At 74.8% G+C, this 22,047-nt stretch carries 23 protein-coding genes and 1 pseudogene; 15 read left to right on the forward strand and 9 right to left on the reverse strand.

Annotated features, from left to right (window positions below; genetic code table 11):
* Positions 1 to 98 precede the first annotated feature (98 nt).
* Positions 99 to 782 (forward strand): ABC transporter ATP-binding protein, encoded by a 684-nt coding sequence (locus OG553_RS31710; protein ID WP_405983197.1) that lies wholly within the window; start codon positions 99 to 101, stop codon positions 780 to 782.
* Here the strand turns inward: OG553_RS31710 and OG553_RS31715 are convergent.
* Entirely contained in the window at positions 676 to 1,089 is a 414-nt protein-coding gene (locus OG553_RS31715) for an STAS domain-containing protein (RefSeq protein ID WP_405982277.1), read from the reverse strand. The two genes, OG553_RS31710 and OG553_RS31715, sit on opposite strands and share 107 nt — an antisense overlap.
* Positions 1,090 to 1,202: 113 nt before the next feature.
* Here OG553_RS31715 and OG553_RS31720 point away from each other — a divergent pair, with 113 nt between their 5' ends.
* Positions 1,203 to 2,483 carry a hypothetical protein gene (locus tag OG553_RS31720; protein ID WP_405982278.1) on the forward strand — a complete coding sequence of 427 codons (1,281 nt, stop codon included), beginning with the start codon at positions 1,203 to 1,205 and terminating at the stop codon, positions 2,481 to 2,483.
* 225 nt (positions 2,484 to 2,708) lie between these two features.
* On the opposite strand, the gene OG553_RS31725 is transcribed toward OG553_RS31720, so the two are convergent.
* The 4 genes from OG553_RS31725 to OG553_RS31740 all read right to left on the reverse strand — a co-directional run bounded on the left by OG553_RS31725 (position 2,709) and on the right by OG553_RS31740 (position 6,335).
* On the reverse strand, positions 2,709 to 3,347 hold the full coding sequence (locus OG553_RS31725; protein ID WP_405982279.1) for an HAD family hydrolase: 639 nt from the start codon (positions 3,345 to 3,347) through the stop codon (positions 2,709 to 2,711).
* Positions 3,344 to 4,399 (reverse strand): hypothetical protein, encoded by a 1,056-nt coding sequence (locus OG553_RS31730; protein ID WP_405982280.1) that lies wholly within the window; start codon positions 4,397 to 4,399, stop codon positions 3,344 to 3,346. The genes OG553_RS31725 and OG553_RS31730 overlap by 4 nt, the downstream gene beginning before the upstream one ends.
* 44 nt (positions 4,400 to 4,443) lie before the next feature.
* Entirely contained in the window at positions 4,444 to 5,466 is a 1,023-nt protein-coding gene (locus OG553_RS31735; RefSeq protein WP_405982281.1) for a hypothetical protein, read from the reverse strand.
* Between the two features lie 119 nt (positions 5,467 to 5,585).
* Positions 5,586 to 6,335: a GntR family transcriptional regulator gene (locus tag OG553_RS31740; protein ID WP_405982282.1), complete on the reverse strand. Its 750-nt coding sequence runs from the start codon at positions 6,333 to 6,335 to the stop codon at positions 5,586 to 5,588.
* 221 nt (positions 6,336 to 6,556) lie between these two features.
* Between OG553_RS31740 and OG553_RS31745 the strand changes: the two genes are divergently transcribed.
* Genes OG553_RS31745 through OG553_RS31765 form a run of 5 tightly spaced genes read left to right on the forward strand, consistent with a single transcriptional unit; the run spans position 6,557 to position 11,295 of the window.
* Positions 6,557 to 7,726, forward strand: a complete 1,170-nt coding sequence (locus OG553_RS31745; protein ID WP_405982283.1) for an ABC transporter substrate-binding protein — start codon at positions 6,557 to 6,559, stop codon at positions 7,724 to 7,726.
* Positions 7,726 to 8,631, forward strand: a complete 906-nt coding sequence (locus OG553_RS31750; RefSeq protein ID WP_405982284.1) for an ABC transporter permease — start codon at positions 7,726 to 7,728, stop codon at positions 8,629 to 8,631. Before OG553_RS31745 ends, OG553_RS31750 begins: the two co-directional genes overlap by 1 nt.
* Positions 8,628 to 9,512, forward strand: a complete 885-nt coding sequence (locus tag OG553_RS31755; protein ID WP_405983198.1) for an ABC transporter permease — start codon at positions 8,628 to 8,630, stop codon at positions 9,510 to 9,512. Before OG553_RS31750 ends, OG553_RS31755 begins: the two co-directional genes overlap by 4 nt.
* Before the next feature lie 5 nt (positions 9,513 to 9,517).
* On the forward strand, positions 9,518 to 10,633 hold the full coding sequence (locus OG553_RS31760) for an ABC transporter ATP-binding protein (protein WP_405982285.1): 1,116 nt from the start codon (positions 9,518 to 9,520) through the stop codon (positions 10,631 to 10,633).
* Positions 10,630 to 11,295 (forward strand): HAD family hydrolase, encoded by a 666-nt coding sequence (locus tag OG553_RS31765; protein WP_405982286.1) that lies wholly within the window; start codon positions 10,630 to 10,632, stop codon positions 11,293 to 11,295. Before OG553_RS31760 ends, OG553_RS31765 begins: the two co-directional genes overlap by 4 nt.
* On the opposite strand, the gene OG553_RS31770 is transcribed toward OG553_RS31765, so the two are convergent.
* Positions 11,276 to 11,758 (reverse strand): hypothetical protein, encoded by a 483-nt coding sequence (locus OG553_RS31770; RefSeq protein WP_405982287.1) that lies wholly within the window; start codon positions 11,756 to 11,758, stop codon positions 11,276 to 11,278. The two genes, OG553_RS31765 and OG553_RS31770, sit on opposite strands and share 20 nt — an antisense overlap.
* A gap of 122 nt (positions 11,759 to 11,880) precedes the next feature.
* On the opposite strand from OG553_RS31770, the gene OG553_RS31775 reads away from it, so the two are divergent.
* Both OG553_RS31775 and OG553_RS31780 read left to right on the forward strand, forming a co-directional pair.
* On the forward strand, positions 11,881 to 12,987 hold the full coding sequence (locus OG553_RS31775; protein WP_405982288.1) for a DUF2330 domain-containing protein: 1,107 nt from the start codon (positions 11,881 to 11,883) through the stop codon (positions 12,985 to 12,987).
* Positions 12,988 to 13,000: 13 nt separating this feature from the next.
* Positions 13,001 to 13,845 (forward strand): annotated as a pseudogene (locus tag OG553_RS31780) (alpha/beta fold hydrolase).
* Here the strand turns inward: OG553_RS31780 and OG553_RS31785 are convergent.
* The 3 genes from OG553_RS31785 to OG553_RS31795 form a co-directional block, all read right to left on the reverse strand.
* Positions 13,842 to 14,579, reverse strand: a complete 738-nt coding sequence (locus OG553_RS31785; protein ID WP_405982289.1) for a hypothetical protein — start codon at positions 14,577 to 14,579, stop codon at positions 13,842 to 13,844. The pseudogene OG553_RS31780 and the gene OG553_RS31785 overlap by 4 nt on opposite strands.
* 80 nt (positions 14,580 to 14,659) lie before the next feature.
* Entirely contained in the window at positions 14,660 to 15,457 is a 798-nt protein-coding gene (locus OG553_RS31790) for a RimK family alpha-L-glutamate ligase (protein WP_405982290.1), read from the reverse strand.
* Entirely contained in the window at positions 15,454 to 16,365 is a 912-nt protein-coding gene (locus OG553_RS31795) for a RimK family alpha-L-glutamate ligase (protein WP_405982291.1), read from the reverse strand. The genes OG553_RS31790 and OG553_RS31795 overlap by 4 nt, the downstream gene beginning before the upstream one ends.
* 229 nt (positions 16,366 to 16,594) lie before the next feature.
* Between OG553_RS31795 and OG553_RS31800 the strand changes: the two genes are divergently transcribed.
* From OG553_RS31800 to OG553_RS31825, 6 genes are read left to right on the forward strand one after another with little or no spacing between them, the layout of a single operon-like run.
* A complete protein-coding gene (locus OG553_RS31800; RefSeq protein ID WP_405982292.1) occupies positions 16,595 to 18,145 on the forward strand; it encodes a sensor histidine kinase in 1,551 nt (516 codons plus the stop codon).
* Entirely contained in the window at positions 18,142 to 18,543 is a 402-nt protein-coding gene (locus tag OG553_RS31805) for a roadblock/LC7 domain-containing protein (protein WP_125820074.1), read from the forward strand. The genes OG553_RS31800 and OG553_RS31805 overlap by 4 nt, the downstream gene beginning before the upstream one ends.
* Positions 18,540 to 18,896: a DUF742 domain-containing protein gene (locus OG553_RS31810; RefSeq protein ID WP_125817928.1), complete on the forward strand. Its 357-nt coding sequence runs from the start codon at positions 18,540 to 18,542 to the stop codon at positions 18,894 to 18,896. The genes OG553_RS31805 and OG553_RS31810 overlap by 4 nt, the downstream gene beginning before the upstream one ends.
* Positions 18,877 to 19,533 carry a GTP-binding protein gene (locus tag OG553_RS31815; protein ID WP_405982293.1) on the forward strand — a complete coding sequence of 219 codons (657 nt, stop codon included), beginning with the start codon at positions 18,877 to 18,879 and terminating at the stop codon, positions 19,531 to 19,533. Before OG553_RS31810 ends, OG553_RS31815 begins: the two co-directional genes overlap by 20 nt.
* Positions 19,530 to 20,759, forward strand: a complete 1,230-nt coding sequence (locus tag OG553_RS31820; protein ID WP_405982294.1) for a cytochrome P450 — start codon at positions 19,530 to 19,532, stop codon at positions 20,757 to 20,759. The genes OG553_RS31815 and OG553_RS31820 overlap by 4 nt, the downstream gene beginning before the upstream one ends.
* Positions 20,756 to 21,994, forward strand: a complete 1,239-nt coding sequence (locus OG553_RS31825; protein WP_405982295.1) for a cytochrome P450 — start codon at positions 20,756 to 20,758, stop codon at positions 21,992 to 21,994. The genes OG553_RS31820 and OG553_RS31825 overlap by 4 nt, the downstream gene beginning before the upstream one ends.
* Positions 21,995 to 22,047: the final 53 nt, after the last annotated feature.

Here is a 22,047-nt window from a genome sequence, read left to right on the forward strand (position 1 = left end):
GCGAACAGCACCCGGCCGAGGGGGAGCCCACCATGACGCAGCAACCGGACCGACAGCCCGCGGCGGAGGGAATCGGCACCGCCGACGCCCCGCCGCCCATGATGGCGGTGCGCGACCTGCGCAGGAGCTTCGGCACCGGCGCGAACGCCGTACACGCCCTGCGCGGGGTCACGTTCGAGGCGCGGCGCGGCGAACTCACCGCGCTCAAGGGCCGGTCGGGCTCCGGCAAGACCACCCTGCTCAACCTGGTCGGCGGCCTCGACACCCCCAGCGGCGGCACCGTCGAACTCGACGGCACCGACCTCTCCACCCTCGACGAGAGCGGCCTGCTCGCGCTGCGCCGCGACCGGATCGGCTTCGTCTTCCAGTCGTTCGGGCTGATCCCGGTCCTCACCGCCGCCGAGAACGTCGGCGTACCGATGCGCATGCGCAAGGTCCCGGCACAGCAGCGCGAGGAACGCGTACGCACCCTGCTGGCCCTTGTCGGCCTCGCCGAGCACGCCGAACAGCGCCCCGGGGAGCTCTCCGGCGGTCAGCAGCAGCGCGTCGCCCTGGCCCGCGCGCTCGCCAACGAACCCGCCCTGATCATCGCCGACGAGCCCACCGGCCAGCTCGACTCCGAGACGGGCCGCTCCATCATGCGGCTGCTGCGCGCCGTCGTGCGCAGCGAGGGCGTCACGGCCCTGGTCGCCACCCACGATCCGCAGCTGATGGAACTCGCCGACCGGGTGGTCGAGTTGCGCGACGGCCGGGTCGTCGAGCCGGCCGGGACGGACCGCTGACGGGCGGCAGCGGAGCCCGTACCCGCTCCCAGAGCTCCAGCAGCAGCCGCACCGGCCGCGACGCGGCGGCCAGCTCCCAGCCGCGGCCGCCGCGCGACCACCGCTCCAGGGCGTCGAGCAGGGCCGAATCGCAGAACTCGACCTCCGCCGCGTCGATGACGAGGCGGCGGGCGCCGAGGGCGGCGGCCCGGTCGAGGAGGACGTGCAGCGGGGCGCAGCTGTAGTGGTCGAACTCCCCGGCCAGGCTGACGGAGAGGACGCCGTCGCGGACCGTGGAGCGGATGCGGGGGAGCGGCGGGCCGTTCACGCCCCTCCAACGGGCCGCGCCCGGGACGGGAACCGGCGGCCCGGCGCCATTCACCCGCGTGGCCGTGGGGCGCGGGCGCCCCGGGCGGCCGGCCATGGCGGACAGTGGGGCGCGTGGATGCCGATGCGGAACTGGATCTGGACGAGATCGTCGACGCGCTGTACCTGCCGCACCCGGCCGGGTTCACGGCGGCGCGGGACGAGGCCGCGGCCCGGGTGAAGGAGGCCGGGGACCCGGCGGCGGCCAGGCGGATCGCGGCCCTGCGGCGGCCGACGCTCGCGGCCTGGGCGTCCAACACGCTGGTCCGGGCGAAGCCCGACGAGACCGAGCAGTTCCTCCAGCTCGGGCAGACCCTGCGGGCGGCGCACCGCTCCCTGGACGGGGAACGGCTGCGGGACCTCTCGCACCAGCAGCACGTGGTGATCGGTGCGCTCGCGCGGGAGGCCGCGCGGCTGGCCGAGGAGGCGGGGACCCCCGTCTCCGAGGCGGTGGTGCGGGAGCTGGAGGGGATCCTGCACGCCGTCCTCGCCGACCCGGACGCGGCCCGGGAGTGGGCCTCGGGCCGGCTCGTACGGGCCCCCGCGCCGGTGTCGGAGTTCCCGGCGGTCGACCCGGACGTGGCACTCCCCGCCCCGACCACCGCGTCCCGTCCCGAACCGGAACCCGGCCCCGAACCGGAACCCGGGCCTGGATCTGGCCCCGGACCCGGCCCCGGGCCCGGCCCCGGAGCGGGACCCGGGCCTGGACCCGGAGCGGGACTCGGGCCTGGACCCGGAGCGGGGCCCGGATCCGGAGCGGGACTCGGAGCGGGACCCGGAGCGGGACTCGGGCCTGGAAGCGGAGCGGGGCCCCGAGCTGGAGCGGGCCCCGGACCCGGACCCGGATCCGGATCCGGAGCGGGACCCGGCCCCGGAGCGGGGCCCGGCCCCGGAGCTGGAGCCGGAGCCGGAGCGGGCCCCGGACCCGGACCCGGAGCGGGACCCGGACCTGGAGCCGGATCCGAACCGGAATCCGGTCCGGAGCCAGGGACGGGCGCCGGGCCGGAGCCGGGCCGTGCGGGGTCGGCGGCGCGCGGGCCCGCCGCCGACCCCGCACGCGCCGCCCGGCTGGCCGCCGCCCGGGCCGCTGCCGAGGACGCGGCGTGGGCCGTCTCCGCCCGCGAGGAGGAGCTGCGGGTGGCGGAGGAGGCCCGGCAGCACGCCGTGGCCCGCGCGGCCGACGCCGACGCCGCCGTCGAGCGCCTGCTGGGCGAGGCCGAACAGGCCCGGGCCGCGCGGGACCTGGCGTACGCGGCGGTGTCCGAGGCGGAAGCCCGCCACCGCGAGGCCGACCGCGCCGCCCGCACGGCCCGCCTCGCGGCCGCCTCGGCCCAGCGCCGCCTGCGCCGGCTGTAGGCCGTCCCTTCCGGATCTTGCTCCCCCGGCTACCGCTGGGAGGTGCCCCCAGGCCCGCGCCGCCCGGCACCGCACCTCGCCGCGTTGGCGGAGCACCCGATTACGTCCAGTACAAGGGCGCCCCGCCAACGCGCCGATGCACGGCACCCGGGGACCCCTCCCAGCAGTAGCCGGGGGAGACGCGGGCTCGACCGGCAAGATCCGAAAGAGACGGCCTGGGCCCCGTCAGGCGGGGCGGCCGGGGAGGGAGCCCGAAGCGAAGGCGAGGACGTCGTCCACGGCTTCGCGCAAGGTGCCGAAGTGGCGGTGCACACCGTCCACCGGCTCGGCGGTGTTGACGCCCCACACCGTCATCCCGGCATCCAGCCCGGCCCGCACCCCGGACGGCGCGTCCTCGATGACGAGGCAGTCCTCCGGGCGGGCGCCGAGCAGCGCGGCCGCCCTCAGGTAGGGCACCGGCGACGGCTTGCCCTCCTCCACGGAGGCCGCGTCCACCACGACCTCCGGGACCGGCAGGCCCGTCCGCGCGAAACGGCCGCGCACCCGGTGCTCGTAGTTCGAGGTCACCAGCGCCCAGGTCCCGGGCCGCAGGGCGCCGAGCAGTTCCGGGCCGCCGTCGAAGGCCCCGTAGCTGCCGGTGCGGACGTCCTCGTCCTCCAGCTCGTGCAGTGCGGCGAGGCACTCCCGGGGGTCCCGGTCCGGAGCGACCTCCGCGAAGGTCTCCAGCGGCCGGGTGCGCAGCGCCACCCGGTGGACCTCGTCGGGGTCCAGGCCGTGGCGCCGCGCCCACGTCCGCCAGACCCGGCGCTGGTTGTCCAGGGCGTCGATCAGCGTGCCGTCGACGTCGAACAGGACGTACCTCACTGCATCACCTCCAGGTGGGCGTGGTCCGGCGAGGCCGGGCAGACGTACAGCTGCTGCTTGTGGCTGCCGCCGATCTGGATCGCGGTCGGCATCCACATGTGGTCGTGGCGCGCGTCGGCGGGGGCCTGGGCCTCCTGGTCCTCGTACGGGATCCAGCTGCGGTTGTCGTCGCTCCACTCGAACGTGTCGACGGTCAGCAGCGGATCCATTCCGGTGCCGCAGTCGGGACAGGTCCGGGCGACGGGGTCGGTGTAGCCCCACTTGGGGTAGCCGCCGGCCTTCCAGCCGGGGGCTGCGCACAGGTTGCTCGAGTAGTAGGAGTCCGGGTGGAGGGCGTAGGAGGGGTCCGCGGCGGATCCGGCCGCCTCCCACCTGCTCCAGTCCTTCAGCTGCTCCAGCAGCTCCTCGTCCAGCTCCCCCGGGTCGGGGTACTCGGTGACCTGCTCCGGCGCGAGCACGCACGGCACGGGCACGTACTCCTCGGACTCCACCCCGGCGGGGGCCGGGGGCGCGGCGAGGACGTCGGTGACGGCGGCCGCGGACCGCCAGACCAGAACGGTCCTGGGCATGTGGAAGTCGTCGTCCGGGTGGTGGAAGGGGCACCACAGCACCTGGAGCAGATCGGTCCCCGACCGCGCGTGCCGGCGCAGCACGGGGACGTCACGCACGTACAGCTGGGACAGGGGCACCAGGGGGAGCGGGCCTTCGGGCCATTCGGCGTCCCAGTCGATCCGTTCCAGGACGGCCTTCTCCTCCGGCGTGTGCTCCGGGACGACGGGTATGCCCGCCAGGTGCATCGCGGTCCGCGCCTGCAGGGCCCGGTCCACCCGCAGAGCCTCCAGCGAGAGGCCCCCGTCCGGATGAGGAGCGGGGCAGTGGGGCCACGGCTCGTCGGCGGGCCACAGCAGCGGCCCGCCGACCGAGCTGTCCCGCGCCGTGGGCTCTCCGGCGCGGGGGTGCAGCCGGGTCGCCGGGCGTGCCAGCGCGGCCAGGCCGGGCACGACGGAGGTGATGTCGACCGGCCGGGGCGGGGTGGTACGGATGATCTTCATGGGGTGATGCTGCCAGCCACCCCCGACAACGGGCACCCCCGTGGCTACGGCACCTGCTGTCCCGTAGGCCCGGGCGGCGCCGTGGCCTGGGCCGGGACGCCGCCGCGCGGGGCCGCGCGGCCCGCGACCGGCATCAGCTGGCCGGTCGCCGCGAGGGCGAGGCGGGAGAACAGGGTGCCCGAGAAGCCGAACAGGAGGGCGATCGCCAGCGCGATCGGCCGGCCGGGCGCGCCCCAGGAGTTGTCCAGGAACACCTGGCCCAGCAGGTTCAGCTCGGGGTCGGCGAGCATCCGCACCAGCAGCAGCCCGCCGGGCGCGGCCAGCGCTCCGCCGACCGGCGCCAGTACGAGGACGCCCCAGGAGGCGGGCCGCTGCGCGCGCATCACACCGATCAGCGGTGACAGGAACCCGCCCAGCCCGCCGAGGAGCAGCGACAGGCGGTGGTCCAGCACGAGCCCCATCAGCAGCACCGCGCCGAGGCCGGTCAGGGCCAGCCACAGGGCGATCCGCTGGAGCTCGTACTCGCGCTCGAACGCTTCGTCCTCCTGCCGGGCCAGCTGCTCGGTGACGGCGAACAGCAGGGCCCGTTCGGCGGCCGGGTCGCCGGAGGCCGCGGCGAGTTCCGCGGCCAGTGAGCGGTGCGCCGGCTCGTGGTCCGAGGCGAGCCGCAGCCGCAGGGCGTGGACGCGCAGGGAGATCTCCTCGGCGCCCTCCAGCCGCAGCAGCTGGCCCTCGGCCTCGTGCAGCACCCGCCAGGCGGGGGCGAGCTTGGACAGCGGGATGGCCACCACCCAGCGCCGGGGGAGCAGGCGCCAGACCACCTGCCCGTTCAGCTCCAGCCGGTCCAGCCGGCCGGTGACCGCCTGGAGCGCGGCCGACCCCTGGGCCGGCCCGGCCGCGCACACGTCGATCCGGGCGCGGCAGTCGTGGACGCGCGCCTGGAGCATCCGGTAGCGGGGAGCGGCGATCAGGCCCCGGCTGGTGATGTACACCACCACCAGGTAGCAGCCGCAGACCAGCCAGAGCGCCCAGCGCCCCTCCCGGACGAGGCACTCCGCCAACGCCATCCCCCTCCCGCCACCCGGCAGTTGCCGGCGGCCATCGGCCATCGGCCCGGGGCCATCCTGCTACGCGCGGCCGCCGCCTGTCAGAGGTTCCGGTCCGGCGGGCGCGCGGAGGAGCAGGCTCAGCGGTCGGTGCCCGGGTGGCGTTCCAACGGGGTTGCTACCGCCGAGTTGCTCACACTGAAGGTGACGCTCCCGGCCCGGTAGCGGTCGTCGGACCACTCGATCGGGCGGCCCGTGCGGGTGGCCGAGACGTGTCGTTGGCGCAGCAGGGGGCTCCCGCGGCGGATCTCCAGCAGGCGGGCGTCCTCGCTGCCCGCGGGGAGGGCGTCGATGAGGTGCTCGCCGTAGTGGGCGGTGATCCCGGAGTCCGCCGCCAGGCTGTCCATCACCGAACGGCAGTCGGCCGGGAGGGCCTCGACCGCCGCCGCGACCCAGTCGGCGTAGGCGGTGCGCTCCACCATCGTGGGCTCCCCGTCCAGCAGTCGCAGCCGCAGTACGGCCAGGACCTCCGTGCCCGGCGCCACTGCGAGCCGCTCGGCCTCCTCCGCCGTCGCCGGCCGCCGCGTCCGGGACAGGAACCGGCCGCGGGCCTCGTGCCCGACCCCCTCGGCCCACTGCGCGAAGCTGTTCAGCTCGCCGAAGCTGTGCCGGCGCTCGTGGCGCAGGACGATGCGCCGGGCCCCCTGGCTGGAGCCGATCAGCCCCTCGGCGGCGAGGGTGGCGACGGCCTGGCGGACCGTGCCGCGCGAGACGGACCAGCGGGCCGCGAGGTCGCTCTCGGAGGGCAGCCTGGCGCCCACCGGGTACTCGCCGGAAAGGATCGCGGCCCGCAAGGCCTCCGCGATCTCCAGATATCGGACCGTTCCCATGCCGTTCGCCCCCTGATCGCGCGTTCCCCTGATCGACTCATGATCATTCCAGCAGGCTCTGTCACGACTTCTTCCGGCCATTCTCGTGTCTTCGTCGAGCCGTGCTCCGCGGTCCAGCCGCCGTTCACCGCCCGTACAGGCGGCCCGGGCGAACTGGAGCCAACTTGTTCAGACAAGTGATGCCTGGCAAGTGAAACCCCCCTTAGTCTCCGGGAGAGACCGTGTTCAGTTCCTCCGCCCGTCGCGGTGCGGCCGTTCTGCTCGGCGCCGCCGTCCTCACCACGCTCAGCGCGTGCGGCGCCGCTCCTGACCAGCCCGCCGCGGGCACCGCGGCCGACGGCAAGGCCAAGGCCCAGCCGGCCACCGCCGCCTCGGTCGCCGACCTCGGCGGCATGGAGGCCCTCGTCGCCGCCGCCGAGAAGGAGGGCAAGCTCAACGTCATCGCGCTGCCCCCGGACTGGGCGAACTACGGCGAGATGGTCAAGGCCTTCCAGGCCAAGTACCCGAAGGTCAAGATCTCCAGCGAGAACCCGGACGCCTCCAGCTCCGACGAGATAGCCGCCGTCAAGACCCGCAAGGGCCAGGACCGCGCCCCCGACGTCCTCGACCTCGGCATCGCCTTCGCCCGCAGCGGAGCCGCCGAGAACCTCTTCGCCCCCTACAAGGTCACCGCCTGGGACAAGATCCCCGCCTCCCAGAAGGACGCCGACGGCCGCTGGTACAACGACTACGGCGGCTACGTCTCCATCGGCTGCGACGCCGCGAAGATCCCCAACTGCCCGCAGACCTTCGCCGACCTCCTCAAGCCCGAGTACAAGGGCAAGGTCGCCCTCAACGGCAACCCGACCAAGTCCGGCTCCGCCTTCGGCGGCGTCTACGCGGCCGCCCTCGCCAACAAGGGCTCCTTCGCCGACATCCAGCCCGGCATCGACTTCTTCGGACAGCTGCGCAGGAGCGGCAACTTCATCCCCGTCGAGTCCACCCCGGCCACCGTCGAGAAGGGCGAGACGCCCATCTCCATCGACTGGGACTACCTCAACGCCGGCTACGCCGAGCAGTTCAAGGGCAAGGGCGTCGACTGGAAGACCGTCGTCCCCACCGACGGCGTCTACGCCCAGTACTACTCGCAGGCCATCAACAAGGACGCCCCCCACCCGGCGGCCGCCCGCCTGTGGATGGAGTTCCTCTACAGCACCGAGGGCCAGAACATCTGGCTCAAGGGGCACGCCCGCCCGGTCCTGCTCCCCGGCATGACCCAGGACGGCACCGCCGACAAGGACGCCGTGACCAAGCTCCCGCAGGTCCAGGGCACCCCCTCCTTCCCGGCCTCCGCCGAACTCGACAAGGCCAAGGCCACCCTCGCCGAGAAGTGGGACAAGGCCCTCAGCTGATGTCCGCCCCCACCACCCCCCTCACGACGGGGACCGCCGGCGGCACCACCCCCCGCCGCCGGCGGCGCGGCCCGCGCACCTGGCTCGCCGCCCTCCCCCTCCTCGCCTTCACCGGCCTCTGCTTCGGCATCCCCCTCGGCGCCATCGCCTTCGGCGCGGTCACCCGCACCGACCCCGCCACCGGCGCCACCCGGGTCACCGGCGAGCACCTCGCACGCTCCCTCCAGGGCCCCTACCTCGGCTCCCTCACCGGAAGCGTCCAGCTCTCCGCCCTCACCGCCCTCCTCGGCGCGGTGCTAGGCGTGCTGGTCGCCCACGCGCTGGCCACCTCCCGTTCCACGGCCCTGCGCTCCGCGGCGCTGACCGCCTCCGGCGTCCTGGCCAACTTCGGCGGAGTGCCGCTCGCCTTCGCCTTCATCGCCACCGCCGGGATCTCCGGGGTCGTCACGCAGCTCGCCGACCTCACCGGCCTCGGCTGGGACCTGTACTCCTTCACCGGCCTCACCGTGGTCTACCTGTACTTCCTCATCCCCCTGATGGTGATCGTGACCGTCCCCGCACTGGACGGACTGCGCCCCCAGTGGCGCGAGGCCGCCCGCAACAACGGGGCGAGCACCTGGCAGTTCTGGCGCCACGTCGGCCTGCCCGTCCTCGCACCCTCCCTGCTCGGCGGGTTCGTCCTGCTCTTCGGCACCGCCTTCGCCGCCCACGCCACCGCGGCCGCCCTCGTCGGCGGCTCCGTGCCCCTGGTGACGCTGAAGATCGCCGACGCCCTCTCCGGCAACGTGCTCACCGGCCAGGAGAACGTGGCGCTCGCCCTCGGACTCGACATGATCCTGATCGCCGGCCTGGTCATGGCGGTCTACCTGCCCCTCCAGCGACGGAGCGCCCGATGGCTGCGATGACCGAGACCGCCCCGCGGACGTACGCGGCCCAGGGCGCGGGTGCCCGCCGGCGCCCCCGGCCGCGCGTGTGGCGCGGAGCCGTGCTCGCCCTCGCCGGCGCGTACTTCCTGCTCCCGCTCGTCGCCTCCTTCGTCTTCACCGTCCACGTCCCCGGCCAGGGCGTCACCTTCGAGGCGTACACCCGGCTGCTCGGCGCCGAGGGCTTCACCGAGAGCCTGCTGCTCTCCCTCGGCCTCGCCGCCGCCACCATCGCCCTGTGCCTGCTCCTCGCCGTGCCCGCGCTGATCGCCGTACGGATCGGCTCGCCGAGGCTGCGGCCCGTCGTCGAGGTGATGTGCACGCTGCCCCTGGTGGTGCCGCCCATCGCCCTGGTCACCGGCATCACCACCGTGCTGCGCTGGGGGCCCGAGCACCTGTCGCGGACCCCGCTGTACCAGACCTTCCTGGCCGTGCAGAACGAGAAGTTCCCCGTCGTACTGGTCCTCGCCTACACCGTGCTGGCGCTGCCCTTCGTACACCGCTCCCTCGACGCGGGCCTGCGCGCCGTCGACGTCCCCACCCTGGTCGAGGCCGCCCGCAGCTGCGGCGCGAGCTGGCCCCACGTGGTCCTGCGGGTGCTGCTGCCCAACCTGCGGGCCTCGCTCGCCGGAGCCTCCTTCCTCACCCTCGCGCTGGTCCTCGGCGAGTTCACCATCGCCTCGCTGCTCGGCTTCAGGCCCTTCGCCGTGTGGATCGTGTCCATCTCCGGGGCCCAGGCCCGGATGTCGGTGGCCGTCTCCATCCTCAGCCTCCTCATCACCTGGCTGCTGCTGCTCGCCCTCTCGCGGGCCGGAACCACCCCGTCCACCACGGCCCCCGCCCCCTCCCGCAAGGAGCCCTGACCCACATGTCCACCACCCTTCCCGCGGCCGGGAAGCCGGCCGGAACCGAAGCCGCCGGAGCCACGGCCGGCGGGGGCGCCCGCGTCGAATTCCGCGGACTGCGCCGGGCCTTCGGCAGCACCGTCGCCCTCGACGGACTCGACCTCACCGTCGAACCCGGCGAACTCCTCGCCCTGCTCGGCCCCTCGGGCTGCGGCAAGACCACCGCCCTGCGCGTGCTCGCCGGCTTCGAACAGCCCGACTCCGGCGAGGTCCTCGTCGACGGGGAGGACATCACCCGGGTCCCGGCCAACCGCCGCGACGCCGGAATGGTCTTCCAGTCGTACAGCCTCTTCCCCAACCTCAACGCCCGCGAGAACGTCGCCTTCGGCCTGCGCGTCCGCAAGGTCCCCGCGGCCCGCCGCCGCGAACGCGCCGCCGAACTCCTCGACCTCGTCGGCCTCCCCGAGCACGGCGACCGCTACCCCCACCAGATGTCCGGCGGCCAGCAGCAGCGCGTCGCCCTCGCCCGCGCCCTCGCGCTGCGCCCGCGCGTGCTGCTGCTCGACGAACCGCTCTCCGCCCTGGACGCCAAGGTACGGGCCAACCTGCGCGAGGAGATCCGCAGGCTCCAGCTCTCCCTCGGGATCACCACCGTGTTCGTCACCCACGACCAGGAGGAGGCCCTGTCCATGGCCGACCGGGTCGCCGTGCTCAACGCCGGGAAGCTGGAGCAGTGCGCCGCCCCCGCCGAGCTGTACGAACGGCCCGCGACGCCCTTCGTCGCCGATTTCGTCGGCACCATGAACCGGATCCCCGGCCGGCTCACCGGCGCCGGCGAGGTCGAGGCGGCCGGCGTCCGCCTGCCCGTCGACGGCCCCGCCCCCGCCGCGGGCACCTCCGGGGTGCGGGTGCTGGTCCGCCCCGAGAACCTCGACGTCGCCGCCGACCCCGAGGGCGCGGACACCGTGGTGTCGGCCTCCTTCTTCGGCGCCGTCACCCGCCTGCACCTGGACCTCGCCGACGGCACCCGGGTCAAGGCCGACCTGCCGTCCCGGGAGGCCGCGGAGCTGGCGCCCGGCGCACGGGCCCGCGTACGCCCGGCCCGGCGGCCCGTGCTCGTCGAGGCGGGCACCCCGTGAGGGCACCGGCCGCCGTCCTCTTCGACATGGACGGGACCCTCGTCGACACCGAGGTGCTGTGGTGGCGGACCACCGAGGAGACCGCCGCCCGGCTCGGCCACGCGCTCGGACCGGCCGACGCCCCCGAGGTCGTCGGCCGGGCCGTCGCGGACACCGCCGCGCACCTGGTACGGGTCACCGGAGCCGGCGCCGAAGCGTCCGACGCCGTGGCCGCCGAACTCACCGAGGGGTTCTTCCGCCGGGTCGCCGCCGGGGCCCCCGTACGCCCCGGCGCGCGGCGGCTGCTGGCCGCGCTGGAGGCCGAGGGCGTGCCCTTCGCCCTGGTCAGCGCCTCCCCCCGGGTGGTGGTCGACCAGGTCGTGACGGGCGCGCTGGCCGAGGTCCCCTTCGCCTTCACCCTCTCGGCCGACGACACCGCCCGCACCAAGCCGCACCCCGACCCCTACGCGGCGGCCGCGGCGCGCCTGGGACTGGAGCCGGGGGAGTGCGTGGCGGTGGAGGACTCCCCGGACGGTGCCGCCTCGGCCGAGGCGGCGGGCTGCCCGGTCCTGGTCGTGCCCTCGCTGCTCGGGGTGCCGGCCTCGCCGGCCCGGACCTTCGCGGCCTCCCTGGAGGAGGTCACCACGGGCCTGCTGGGCGGCCTCACGCGCACAGCGCGATGAGGTCGACGATCCCCTCCGCGTAGGCCGCCGACACCGAACCGGGCCGGCCCGCCAGACCGCCGCTCAGCAGCGGCAGGCCGGCCCGGACGTGGGCGGCGCACTGGCCGTAGAGCCCCGCCTCGTACGGAGTCCCGTCGTCCTCGGAGTTCAGCAGCGCGAGCAGCGTCCACAGCAGGGCCTCGCGGGTCGCCAGCCGGGGCGGGCCCGCCGTCCAGACGGCCATCAGCACCGCGCAGGCCGCCGGGGCCGGGGGCCACAGCCGCGACCGGGCGAACACGTGCCCCTCCAGCGCGTGGTAGGCCGACGGATGACCCTCGGCCGCGTCCCACAGGATGCCCTCCAGGTGCCCGGCCGAGCGGCCGCAGCCGCAGACGACGGACTCCCAGTCGTACCGCGCGATGGTCTCCAGCACGGCCGCGGGCACCAGCGGGCTGGTGCGCGGCGGCTGTTCCTTCCCTCTCATGGGGCCCAAGTATGGGAGCGGGGCCCGGCCCCGGTCGAGGAGGCCGTCCGCAGGCCGGACGGCCCGGCCGCGACCGCGGGCGGAACCGGGCGCCGGGCGGCCACGTCTGAGACCCCGTGTGGATGAAGAGAAGGATCCTGGCACTGCTGTTCGCCCTGCTCGCGACCCAGATCGGGTCCCTGATCAGCCCCGCCTACGCGTGCGGCTGCGGGGCGATGATCCCCGAGGAGGCCTACCGGATCGGGGTCGACCGCGAGAGCTCCGTCGTGCGCTGGGACGGGCGCACGGAGGAGATCGTGATGCGGTTCACCGTGGGCGGCGACGCCCGCCGCGCCGCCTGGATCATGCCGGTCCCGGGCCGGGCCACCGTGGAGCTCGGCAACCCCGCGCTCTTCCCGGAACTGACCGACCTGACCCGGCCCGAGCGCAGGACCCGTACGTACTTCTGGCCGCGCGAGCGCGACTGGCCCTTCTCCTCCTGGTCGGACGACCGAGCGGTCGGCGCCGCGCCCGGCGCGGGCGAACCGGTGGGCGTGGTCGGCCACGAGCGGCTCGGCGACTTCGACGTGGCCCGGCTGACGGCCACCGACCCCGAAGCGCTGCGCACCTGGCTGGAGGCCAACGGCTTCAAGCTGCCCGACCGGCTCGCCACCGAGCTGAAGCCGTACGTGGACCAGAAGTGGGAGTACGTCGCCGTCCGCCTCGTCCCCCGGGACCGGGACCGGAGCCTGCGCGGCGAACTCGACCCGCTGCGCATCCGTTTCGACAGCGCCCGCCTCGTCTACCCGATGCGGCTGTCACGGCTGGCCCGGACCCCGCAGTCCCTCGGCCTCTACATCCTCGCCGACCACCGGATGGAGCCCGGCTCCGCGATCGGCGGTGCCGCACCCGAGGTGACCTTCGCCGGGACCGTCACACCGGAGGGCGCCCTGGGCGAGCTGACCGGCGGCAAGCCGGTGTTCCTGACCGCGATCGACCAGCGGTTCCCGGACCCGTCCCGCATCGACGGGGACCACGAACTGCGCGCCACCGCCGAGGACGCCCCCTACCGGCGGGCCGTCTACCACGACGAGATCCTCACGGCGGGCGGCATCCCGGTCTGGCTGGCGACGGTGGGCGGAGCACTGGCGGCCGGGGCGGGCGGCGCCGTGTTCCTGGCGGCGCGCGGGCGCCGGACGGCCGACTCGCGAGGCCGGGAGAATCCGCTTGACCTGCCCGAACGCGGCTGACGGGGTCCGGCCCGTGATCACTTTCTCCGCATACGACGGAACCCGCCTCGCCTGCCACGACAGGGGGGGGAGGGGACCCCGCTGGTCTGCCTGCCCGGGGGCCCCATGCAGGACTCCGCCTACCTCGCGGGCCTCGACGGCCTCTTCCCGCACCGCCGCCTGATCCGCCTCGACCTGCGCGGCACCGGAGGATCCGCCGTCCCCGCGGACCCGGCGGGCTACCGCTGCGACCGGCTCGTCGGCGACGTCGAGGCCCTGCGCGAACACCTCGGCCTGGAGACGGTCGACCTGCTGGCGCACTCGGCCGGAGCGAACCTCGCCGCCCTGTACGCGGCCCGCCACCCCGGGCACGTCGGCCGGCTGCTGCTGGTCACGCCCAGCGTCTTCGCCGTCGGCGTCCCGGTCGCCGGAGACGACCGCCTGGACGCCGCCCGGCTGCGTGCCGGCGAGCCCTGGTTCGCCGAGGCGTACACGGCCCTGGAGGAACTCGTCGCGGGCCGCGGCACGGCCGCCACCACGGGGGCCGTCGCCCCGTTCTGGTACGGCCGCTGGGACGGGGCGGCCCGCGCCCACCGGGCCGCGGAGGCCGGGCAGAGGAACCAGGAGGCCGCGGCCGCGTACGGGGCCGAGGGCGCCTTCGACCCGGACGCCACCCGCAGGGCCCTCGCCGGTCTGGCGGCGCCGGTGCTGCTGCTGGCCGGCGAGGCCGACGTGGCGGCCCCGCCGCGTGCGATGGCCGAGTACGCCGCCCTCTTCCCGGACGCGGCGCTCACCGTCCAGGCGGGCGCGGGCCACTTCCCGTGGCTCGACGACCCGGAGGCCTTCACCGGCGCGGTCGAGGGGTTCCTCGCTGCCTAGGGGGTTTCGGACGGTTCCCAGGACGAGGTCAGCCCGTCCAGCCAGGAGGGCGGCAGCTCGGCGGCGTCCCACTCCTCGCGGAGCGCCGACGGCGACGCGGCGAGCCGTTCCAGTACGGCGAGGCTGGTGGGGGAGTGCAGCAGGGAGTAGCGGCCGTGGAGGGCGATGGCGCTGCCCGGGCCGTACTGCTCGTACAGCCGGGTCAGGTGGGGGCGGTGGGCGGCGGCGAACTGCGCGAGGCGGCCCGCGTAACCGGCCCGCTGCCGGGGGCCCATCGTTCCGAGGACGGCTGTGAGCACCTGCTCGGAGACCTCCGGGTCGAGGTCGGAGACGGTGCTGAAGGACAGGTAGAGGGGGGTCACCGCCACCCTCGCCCGCTCCACCTCCATCCGGCGTACGGGCGGCCGGTCCCCGGGGGAGTCCTCCGCCGGACCGGCGGCGACGGCCCGGCCCAGGGCCCGTTCGGCGATCCCGCCGAGTTCGTCGGCGAGGGCGCGGGCGCCGTCGAGCCAGCCCGACTCGTAGGGTTCGCCCTTGCCGGCGGGTGCGGTCCGCGAGGCGTCCTCGGTCTCCCGGTGGGCGGCGGCGAGGACCCCGGCCTCGACGAGCCCGATCAGCTCCTCGGCGGAGCCGGCGGGAACCCCCGCCCGGCCGAGGAGCTGGACGATCGTCGTCCTCGCGTTGTGGAGGCTGGCCGGGTCCAGCCGCTGCGGGTCTTCGTCGGCGGGGTGCATGGAATCCTCGTCGTCATGGGTCGCGCCGATGCGAGTCTACGCACACCGTCCCCCGGACCGGCGGCCCTGTGCCCCGACGGCTATACCGGTCGTCCGGCGCGGCTCAGGGCCAGGGCCGCGAGGGCTTCCGGGGCGCCGGCCTGGCCGCGGATGCCGGGGAAGGCGTTGACGTCGACGATCAGCGGCCCGCCGTCCTGCGTGGCGATGACGTCCACGCCGTACACGTCCAGGGCGAAGGCGGCCCCCACGGCCAGGGCCAGTTCGGCCCAGCCGTCGGGCAGCGGCCCGAGCGGACGGGCCGGCTCCTTCTGCCCGGCGGCGAGTTCGGAACGGCGCAGGCCGGCGAAGACCCGGTCGCCGATCACCCACAGTTTGTGGTCCCAGCCGTCGTTGGGGGCGAACGGCTGGACCACGACCGGCTCCCGTTCCCAGCCCGCGGCGGCCAGCGCGCGCAGCTCCTGCGGGCCGTCCAAGCGGGCGACCAGGTCGTGCTTGCGGCTGAGCCTGCTCTTGACCACCACCGGCCGGCCGGGCCGCACCTGCGCCCCCAGCCCGGCGAGCGAGTCGTAGGTCCGGGTCGCGGCGAAGGGGAGCCCGGCCCGCAGCGCGAGCTCGGCCATGCCGGCGCGGTCCTGGCAGCGCTCGGTGGCCGCCGCCGAGTTCACCACGGTCGCCCCGCGCCGTTCCAGCTCCCGGGCGAGGGCCAGGGCCGAGGGGGTCCGCGCCTTCAACAGGTACACGTCGGCCGGTTCCGCGGCCGCCGCGGCGGCGCCGGCCGCCGGGTCCAGCACCCGTACCTCGTGCCCGGGCGCGAGCAGCGCGGCGGTGGCCGCCAGCAGCGGGTGCCCGGCGTCCGGGGTGATCAGGCCGACCTTCACGCGCCGTCCCCCGCCCCGGCCGCCGCCTGCGCGGGAACGGCCAGCGGCCGGGCGTACGGGCGCGCGGGCGGCAGGGGCGCGGCGGCCGGGCCCCCGCCACCCGAGCGGGCCAGGTCCAGTACGGCGCGCGCGACCCGCGCGGCCGCGTCCGGCACCTGGCGGAAGCTCGGGAAGTCGTTCACGTCGACCACGACGGGCCCGTCGGGACCCAGCAGGACGTCGACCCCGTACAGGTCCAGCCCGTACACCTCGCCCACCCGGGCGGCGATCCGCGCCACCTCGGCGGGCAGCCGCACCCGGCGTTCGCGGACGGGGGAGTCCGGGTGCAGGGGGGAGCGGCGCTCGGTGGCGTACAGCTCCCCGCCCACGCAGTACACCTTGAGGTCGGTGCCGGAGTTCGGGACGTAGGGCTGCGCGATGAGCATGCCCTCGCCGGAGAGTTCGGGCAGCAGCGCGGCGAGCCGGTCGGGCGAGGGCACCAGGTGCACGCCCCGCCCGGAGCTGCCGTCGGCGGGCTTGACCACGAGCGGGTACGCGCTGTCCGGCAGGCCCGCCAGGAGTTCGGGCCGGGCGAGGGCGTAGGTGGGCGGCAGCGGCAGCCCCCGGGCGCTGCCCAGGGCGGCGGCCAGCGCCTTGTCCCGCACCCCGCGGATGGACCGGGCGTCGTTGACGGTGGTCGTGCCCGCGGCGGCCGCGGCTTCCAGCAGGGTGAGCCCGGGACCGCCGGACACCGTCTTGAGCACCCAGGCGTCGTGCGCGCCGGCCCGGACCAGGCCGTCCATGCGCAGCAGCGAGCCGCCCGGGCGGACCACGTCCACCTGGTGGCCCCAGGCGGTCAGTTGCCGGACGACTTCGTTGGGCATGCCGTCGTGGCGGTAGTGCTCCTCCACCAGGAAGCAGAGCCTCATGGACCTTCCCCGTTTTCCCCGGACGTCCGCCGATTCCGTCCGGCGAGTTGTGACGTCACAGGATGCCATGGCATAGCCCCGAAACCGCTCCAGAAGGAGCCTAAGTGGGCACTACTCAACGTAATGTTTATCAAGACCTTTCCAAAACGATCAACAATCCTCTTATAGTTGTGCCCCGTTGCCACAGGAACCTTCTCTTCCATTTACGCCCGGTTTGAGGCCTTGATTGATGACGGCGTCGCCCTCCCCCCTCCGCCCCTCCGCGCTCGCCCTGCTGGTCACCGCAGCGGCCGCGGGTGCTCTGTCCACGGCGGCGGTGGCCGCGGCCCCGTCGGCCGTCCAAACCCCCCTCGCCTGGTTCTCCTTCTCCGGCTCACTGCTGCTCGCGGTCTCCGCCGCCGCCGTCACCTGGTGGGCCCGCACCGCCCGGGAACTGCGCGGCCGCCTCTCCCACCTGGCCGGCGAACTCTCCGCCCGTGACGCCTACATCGCCCGGCTGACGGCCGACGGCGCCCGCGACGCGGCGGCCCGCACCGCCGACCACACCCGGCTCACCACGGACCACGCCGCAGAGGTACAGCACCTGACGACGGCCCACGCCGCCGAACTCCACCACCTCGTCACCTCGCACACCGCCGAACTGGACCGGCTCACCGCCGCCCAGCAGGCCACCCGCGAGCGCCTGGGCGAGGAGCTGCGCCGCGCCCAGTCGGGCCGGGCCGCCGCCATGGCCGCCGCCGCCAACGCGGCCGGCCGGATGCAGGCCCTCGCCACCGGAATGCTGGCCGACCTGCGGGAGATGGAGCACAAGCACGCCGACGAGGAGGTCCTCGGCGACCTCCTCCACCTCGACCACCGCACCGCCCAGGCCGGCCGCCTCGCCGACTCCATCGCCGTCCTCACCGGAGCCCGCTCCGGCCGCCGCTGGGCCAAGCCCATCGTCATGGAGTCCATCCTGCGCGGCGCCATGGGCCGCATCGGCGGCTACCAGCGCGTCCGTCTCCACTCCACCAGCGAGGCCGCCGTCGCCGGGCACGCCGCCGAGGGCGTCATGCACGCCCTCGCCGAACTCCTCGACAACGCCGCCAACTTCTCGCCGCCCACCGCAGAGGTCCACGTCTACGTGGAAGAGGTGCCGGCCGGGATCGTCATCACCGTCGAGGACAGCGGCCTCGTCATGAGCGAGGTCCAGCTGCGCCGCGCCGAACAGGCCGTCACCGCCGAGTCCCTGGACCTCGCCGGGCTCTCCGGCACCCGCCTCGGACTCGCCGTCGTCGGCCGGCTCGCCCGCAAGCACGCCCTGACCGTCTCCTTCCGCCCCTCCGCGCGCGGCGGCACCGGCGCGCTGATGATGATCCCGGAAGAGCTGATCAGCCACGCCCCGGCCGAACCCGTCCCCGCCCCGGCCCTCCTGACGGTCCCCGAGCCCGCCCCGGCCCCCGCCTCCCCGGCCGTACCGGCACGGCGGACCGAGGCCGAGCCCGTCCACGACACCCCCGTAGACTCCGGGGAGTCCGAGACCACCGGCCGGAACCCGGTGCTCGGCGAGAGCGGACTGCCCCAGCGGCGGCGCGGCCGGACCCTGGCAGCCGCCCAGTCCCAGCACGGGCCCGCGGCCGACGCCGCGGGCGCGGCGGCCCGTACCCAGGCCGCCCCCGGCGGCGCGTCCCGGTCCGCCGCCCGCTTCGGCAGCTTCCGCCAAGCCGTACGCGGCAACACGGCCCCGGAGCCGCAGCAGCCCACGAACCCCCCGCACCCGGAAGGCAACGACACCCCATGACCGGCCCCACCACCGACGAGACGCTCAGCTGGCTCCTGGAAGGACTCCTGGAGCGCACCCCCGGCGCCCGGCACGCCCTCGTGCTCTCCCGCGACGGCCTCAAGCTGTGCCGCACCCCCGAGCTGTCCGTCGACCAGGCCGACCAGCTCGCCGCGATCTCCGCCGGCATCCAGAGCCTGTCCCACGGGGCGTCCATCGAGTTCGGCGACGGCACCGGCGGGGTCCGCTCCGCCATGGCCGAGTTCTACGGCGGGATCCTCTTCATCGTCGAGGCCGGCGAGGGCGCGCACCTCGCGCTCGTCGCCGCCGAGGACGCCGACGCGGGCCTCGTCGGCCACAACATGTCCGAGCTGGTCGAGCAGCTGAGCGAGCATCTGATCGCCAGGCCCCGGGGTTGAGCCGCGTCAGGCCGGGCCGGGACGACTCCCCGGACCGGCTGTACACCCTCACCGGCGGCCGCAGCAGCTCCGGGAGCGACGCCTTCGACCTGGTGACCCTGATCGTCGCCGAGTGCGACCCGGTCCCCGGCATCCAGTCCGAGCACGCGGCGATCCTGCGGATGTGCCGCTACCCGACCGCTGTCGTGGAGGTCGCGGCCGAACTGGGCCTGCCCGTCTCGATCGTACGGATCCTCCTGGCCGACCTCCTCGCAGCCGGGCGCATCAGCGCCCGGCACCCGCGCGTGACGACGTACCGCCTTCCCGACCCCGACATCCTGGAGCAGGTGCTCGTTGGACTCCGCAACCTCTGACCCGGGCGAGCCCCGGCAGAACCTCAGCAGCACCGCCGACAACGGCCTCAAGATCGTGATCGTGGGCGGCTTCGGCGTCGGCAAGACCACCATGGTCCGCTCGGTCAGCGAGATCCGCCCGCTGAACACCGAGGAGACGATGACCAAGGCGGGCGAGGCCGTCGACGACACCGACGGCATCGGTGCCAAGACCGCCACCACCGTCGCCTTCGACTTCGGCCGGATCACCCTCGACGCCCACAACGTGCTCTACCTGTTCGGCGCCCCCGGCCAGGAGCGGTTCTGGTTCCTGTGGGACCGGCTCTTCTCCGGCACCCTGGGCGCGGTCGTCCTCGTCGACACCCGCCGCCTCGCGGATTCCTGGTACGCCATCGACCGCCTCGAACACCACGGCACGCCCTTCGTCGTCGCCTGCAACGACTTCGGCGGGCCCGCCCACACCCCCGAGCAGGTCCGCACCGCCCTCGACCTCCCCGCCGAGGTGCCCCTGCTGTTCTGCGACGCCCGCTCGCGCGCGTCCAGCAAGCAGGTGCTCATCTCGCTCGTCGAGCACCTCCAGAACCTCCAGCAACTCCACGGCCACCGGCCCGGCCGGCCGGCCGCCGTCCCCCACCCCATCCCGGAGCCCACCCCGTGACCACCCCCGAGCCGCAGCCCGTCTACCTCGGCGGCCCCCGCTTCCAGAGCGACCCCGCCGCGCTGTACCGGGAGATGCGCCGCGACCACGGCCCCGTCGCCCCGGTCGTCCTCGACGGGGACGTGCCGGCCTGGCTGGTCCTCGGCTACCGCGAACTCCACCAGGTCACCAGCGACCCCCAGCTCTTCTCCCGCGACTCCGACCTGTGGAACCAGTGGGACCGCATCCCGGCCGACTGGCCGCTGCTCCCGATGATCGGCCGCAAGCAGCCGTCCATCCTCTACACCGTCGGCGAACGCCACCGCGAGCGCGCCGCCGTCATCTCCGACGCGCTGGAATCCGTCGACCCCTTCGAACTCAAGGGCCACGCCGAACGCTTCGCCGACGAACTCATCGACGGGCTCTGCGGCAAGGGCAGCTGCGACATCGTCGGCGAGTACGCCATGCTCCTGCCCCTGCGCGTCCTCGCCCGCATCTACGGGTTCTCCGACGAGCAGGGCCCCGGCCTCGTCACCGCCATGAACGACATGATCAACGGGCGGGAGGGGGCCCTCGACGGCCAGCGTCACCTCGGCGAGTCCATGTACGCGCTCCTCGCCGCCAAGGCCGCCGAGCCCGGACCCGACGTCGCCTCCCGCATGCTGGCCAACACCGCCGGGTTCACCGTCGACGAGATCGCCCAGGACCTGATGGTGATGATGGCCGCCGGCCACCAGCCCACCGCCGACTGGATCGGCAACTCGCTGCGCCTGATGCTCACCGACGACCGCTTCGCCGCCTCCCTGGCGGGCGGCCGGCACAGCGTCGGCGAGGCCATGAACGAAGTGCTCTGGGAGGACACCCCGACCCAGAACGTCGCCGGCCGCTGGACCACCCGGGACACCAACCTCGGCGGCCGGCGCATCGGCAGCGGCGACCTGGTCCTGCTGGGCCTGGCCGCCGCCAACGGGGACCCGCACGTACGCACCGACGCGGGCGCCCTCACCGGCGGGAACAACGCCTTCTTCTCCTTCGGCCACGGGGAGCACCGCTGCCCCTTCCCGGCCCAGGAGGTCGCCGAGGCCATCGCCCGGACCGGCATCGAGGTCCTCCTCGACCGGCTCCCCGACGTGGACCTCGCCGGGCCGGCCGCCGAGCTCACCCGGCGGCCCTCGCCCTGGCTGCGCGGCCTCACCGCCCTCCCCGTGACCTACACACCGACCCCCGCGCTTGGAGCCACCCCGTGACCTGCCCGATCGACCACACCGGCCCCGCCCCCCTCACCCTCGACCCCTTCGTCGCCGACCTCGACGCCGAGGGCGCCGCACTGCGCGCCGCGGGCCCGCTGGCCCGCGTCGTCCTCCCCGGCGGCGTCGCCGTGTACGCCGTCACGCACCACGCCGAGGCCCGCAAGCTCCTCACCGACCCCCGGGTCGTCAAGGACATCAACGTGTGGGGCGCCTGGCAGCGCGGCGAGATCCCGCTCGACTGGCCCCTCATAGGCCTCGCCAACCCCGGCCGCTCCATGCTCACCGTCGACGGCGACGAGCACCGACGCCTGCGCACCCTCGTCGCCCAGGCCCTCACCGCCCGCCGGGTGGAGAAGCTGCGCGCCGGCATCGAAGCCCTCACCACGCGCTCGCTCGACGCGCTGGCCGCCCTCCCCGAGGGCGGGACGGTCGACCTGAAGGCGCACTTCGCCTACCCGCTGCCGATGAACGTCATCAGCGAGCTGATGGGCGTCGACCCCGCCGAACACCCGCGCCTGAAGGCCCTCTTCGAGAAGTTCTTCTCCACCCAGACCCTCCCGGAGGAGGTCCCCCAGATGATGGCGGACCTCGGCGCGCTCTTCTCCCGGATCGTGGAGTCCAAGCGGACCGCCCCCGGCGACGACCTCACCAGCGCGCTGATCGCCGCCTCCGAGGACGGCGACCACCTCAGCACCGAGGAGATCACCAACACCCTCCAGCTGATGGTCGCCGCCGGACACGAGACCACCATCAGCCTGATCGTGAACGCCGTCGTCGCCCTGGAGACCCACCCCGAGCAGCGCGCCCTGGTCCTCAAGGGGGAGGTGCCCTGGGAGAACGTCATCGAGGAGACCCTGCGCTGGTCCACCCCCACCTCGCACGTCCTGATCCGCTTCGCCACCGAGGACATCGAGGTCGGGGACCGGATCCTGCCGGCGGGCGAGGGCCTGATCGTCTCCTTCGGCGCGCTCGGCCGCGACGAGGCCCAGCACGGCGACACCGCGGGGGAGTTCGACGTCACCCGCACCCCCAACCGGCACATCGCCTTCGGCCACGGCCCCCACGTCTGCCCCGGCGCGGCGCTCTCCCGCCTGGAGGCCCTCGTCGCCCTGCCGGCCCTGTACGCCCGCTTCCCCGCCCTCACCCTGGCCGTCCCCCGCGAGGAACTCCGCAACAAGCCGGTCCTCACCCAGAACGACCTGCACGACCTCCCGGTGCGGCTGCACGGCTAGGGGGCGAGCAGCTCTTCGTGGCACTCAGGGGCCCGGGAATCCGACATGTTCCC

Source organism: Streptomyces sp. NBC_00158 (genome assembly GCF_045160885.1).
Taxonomy (GTDB): domain Bacteria; phylum Actinomycetota; class Actinomycetes; order Streptomycetales; family Streptomycetaceae; genus Streptomyces.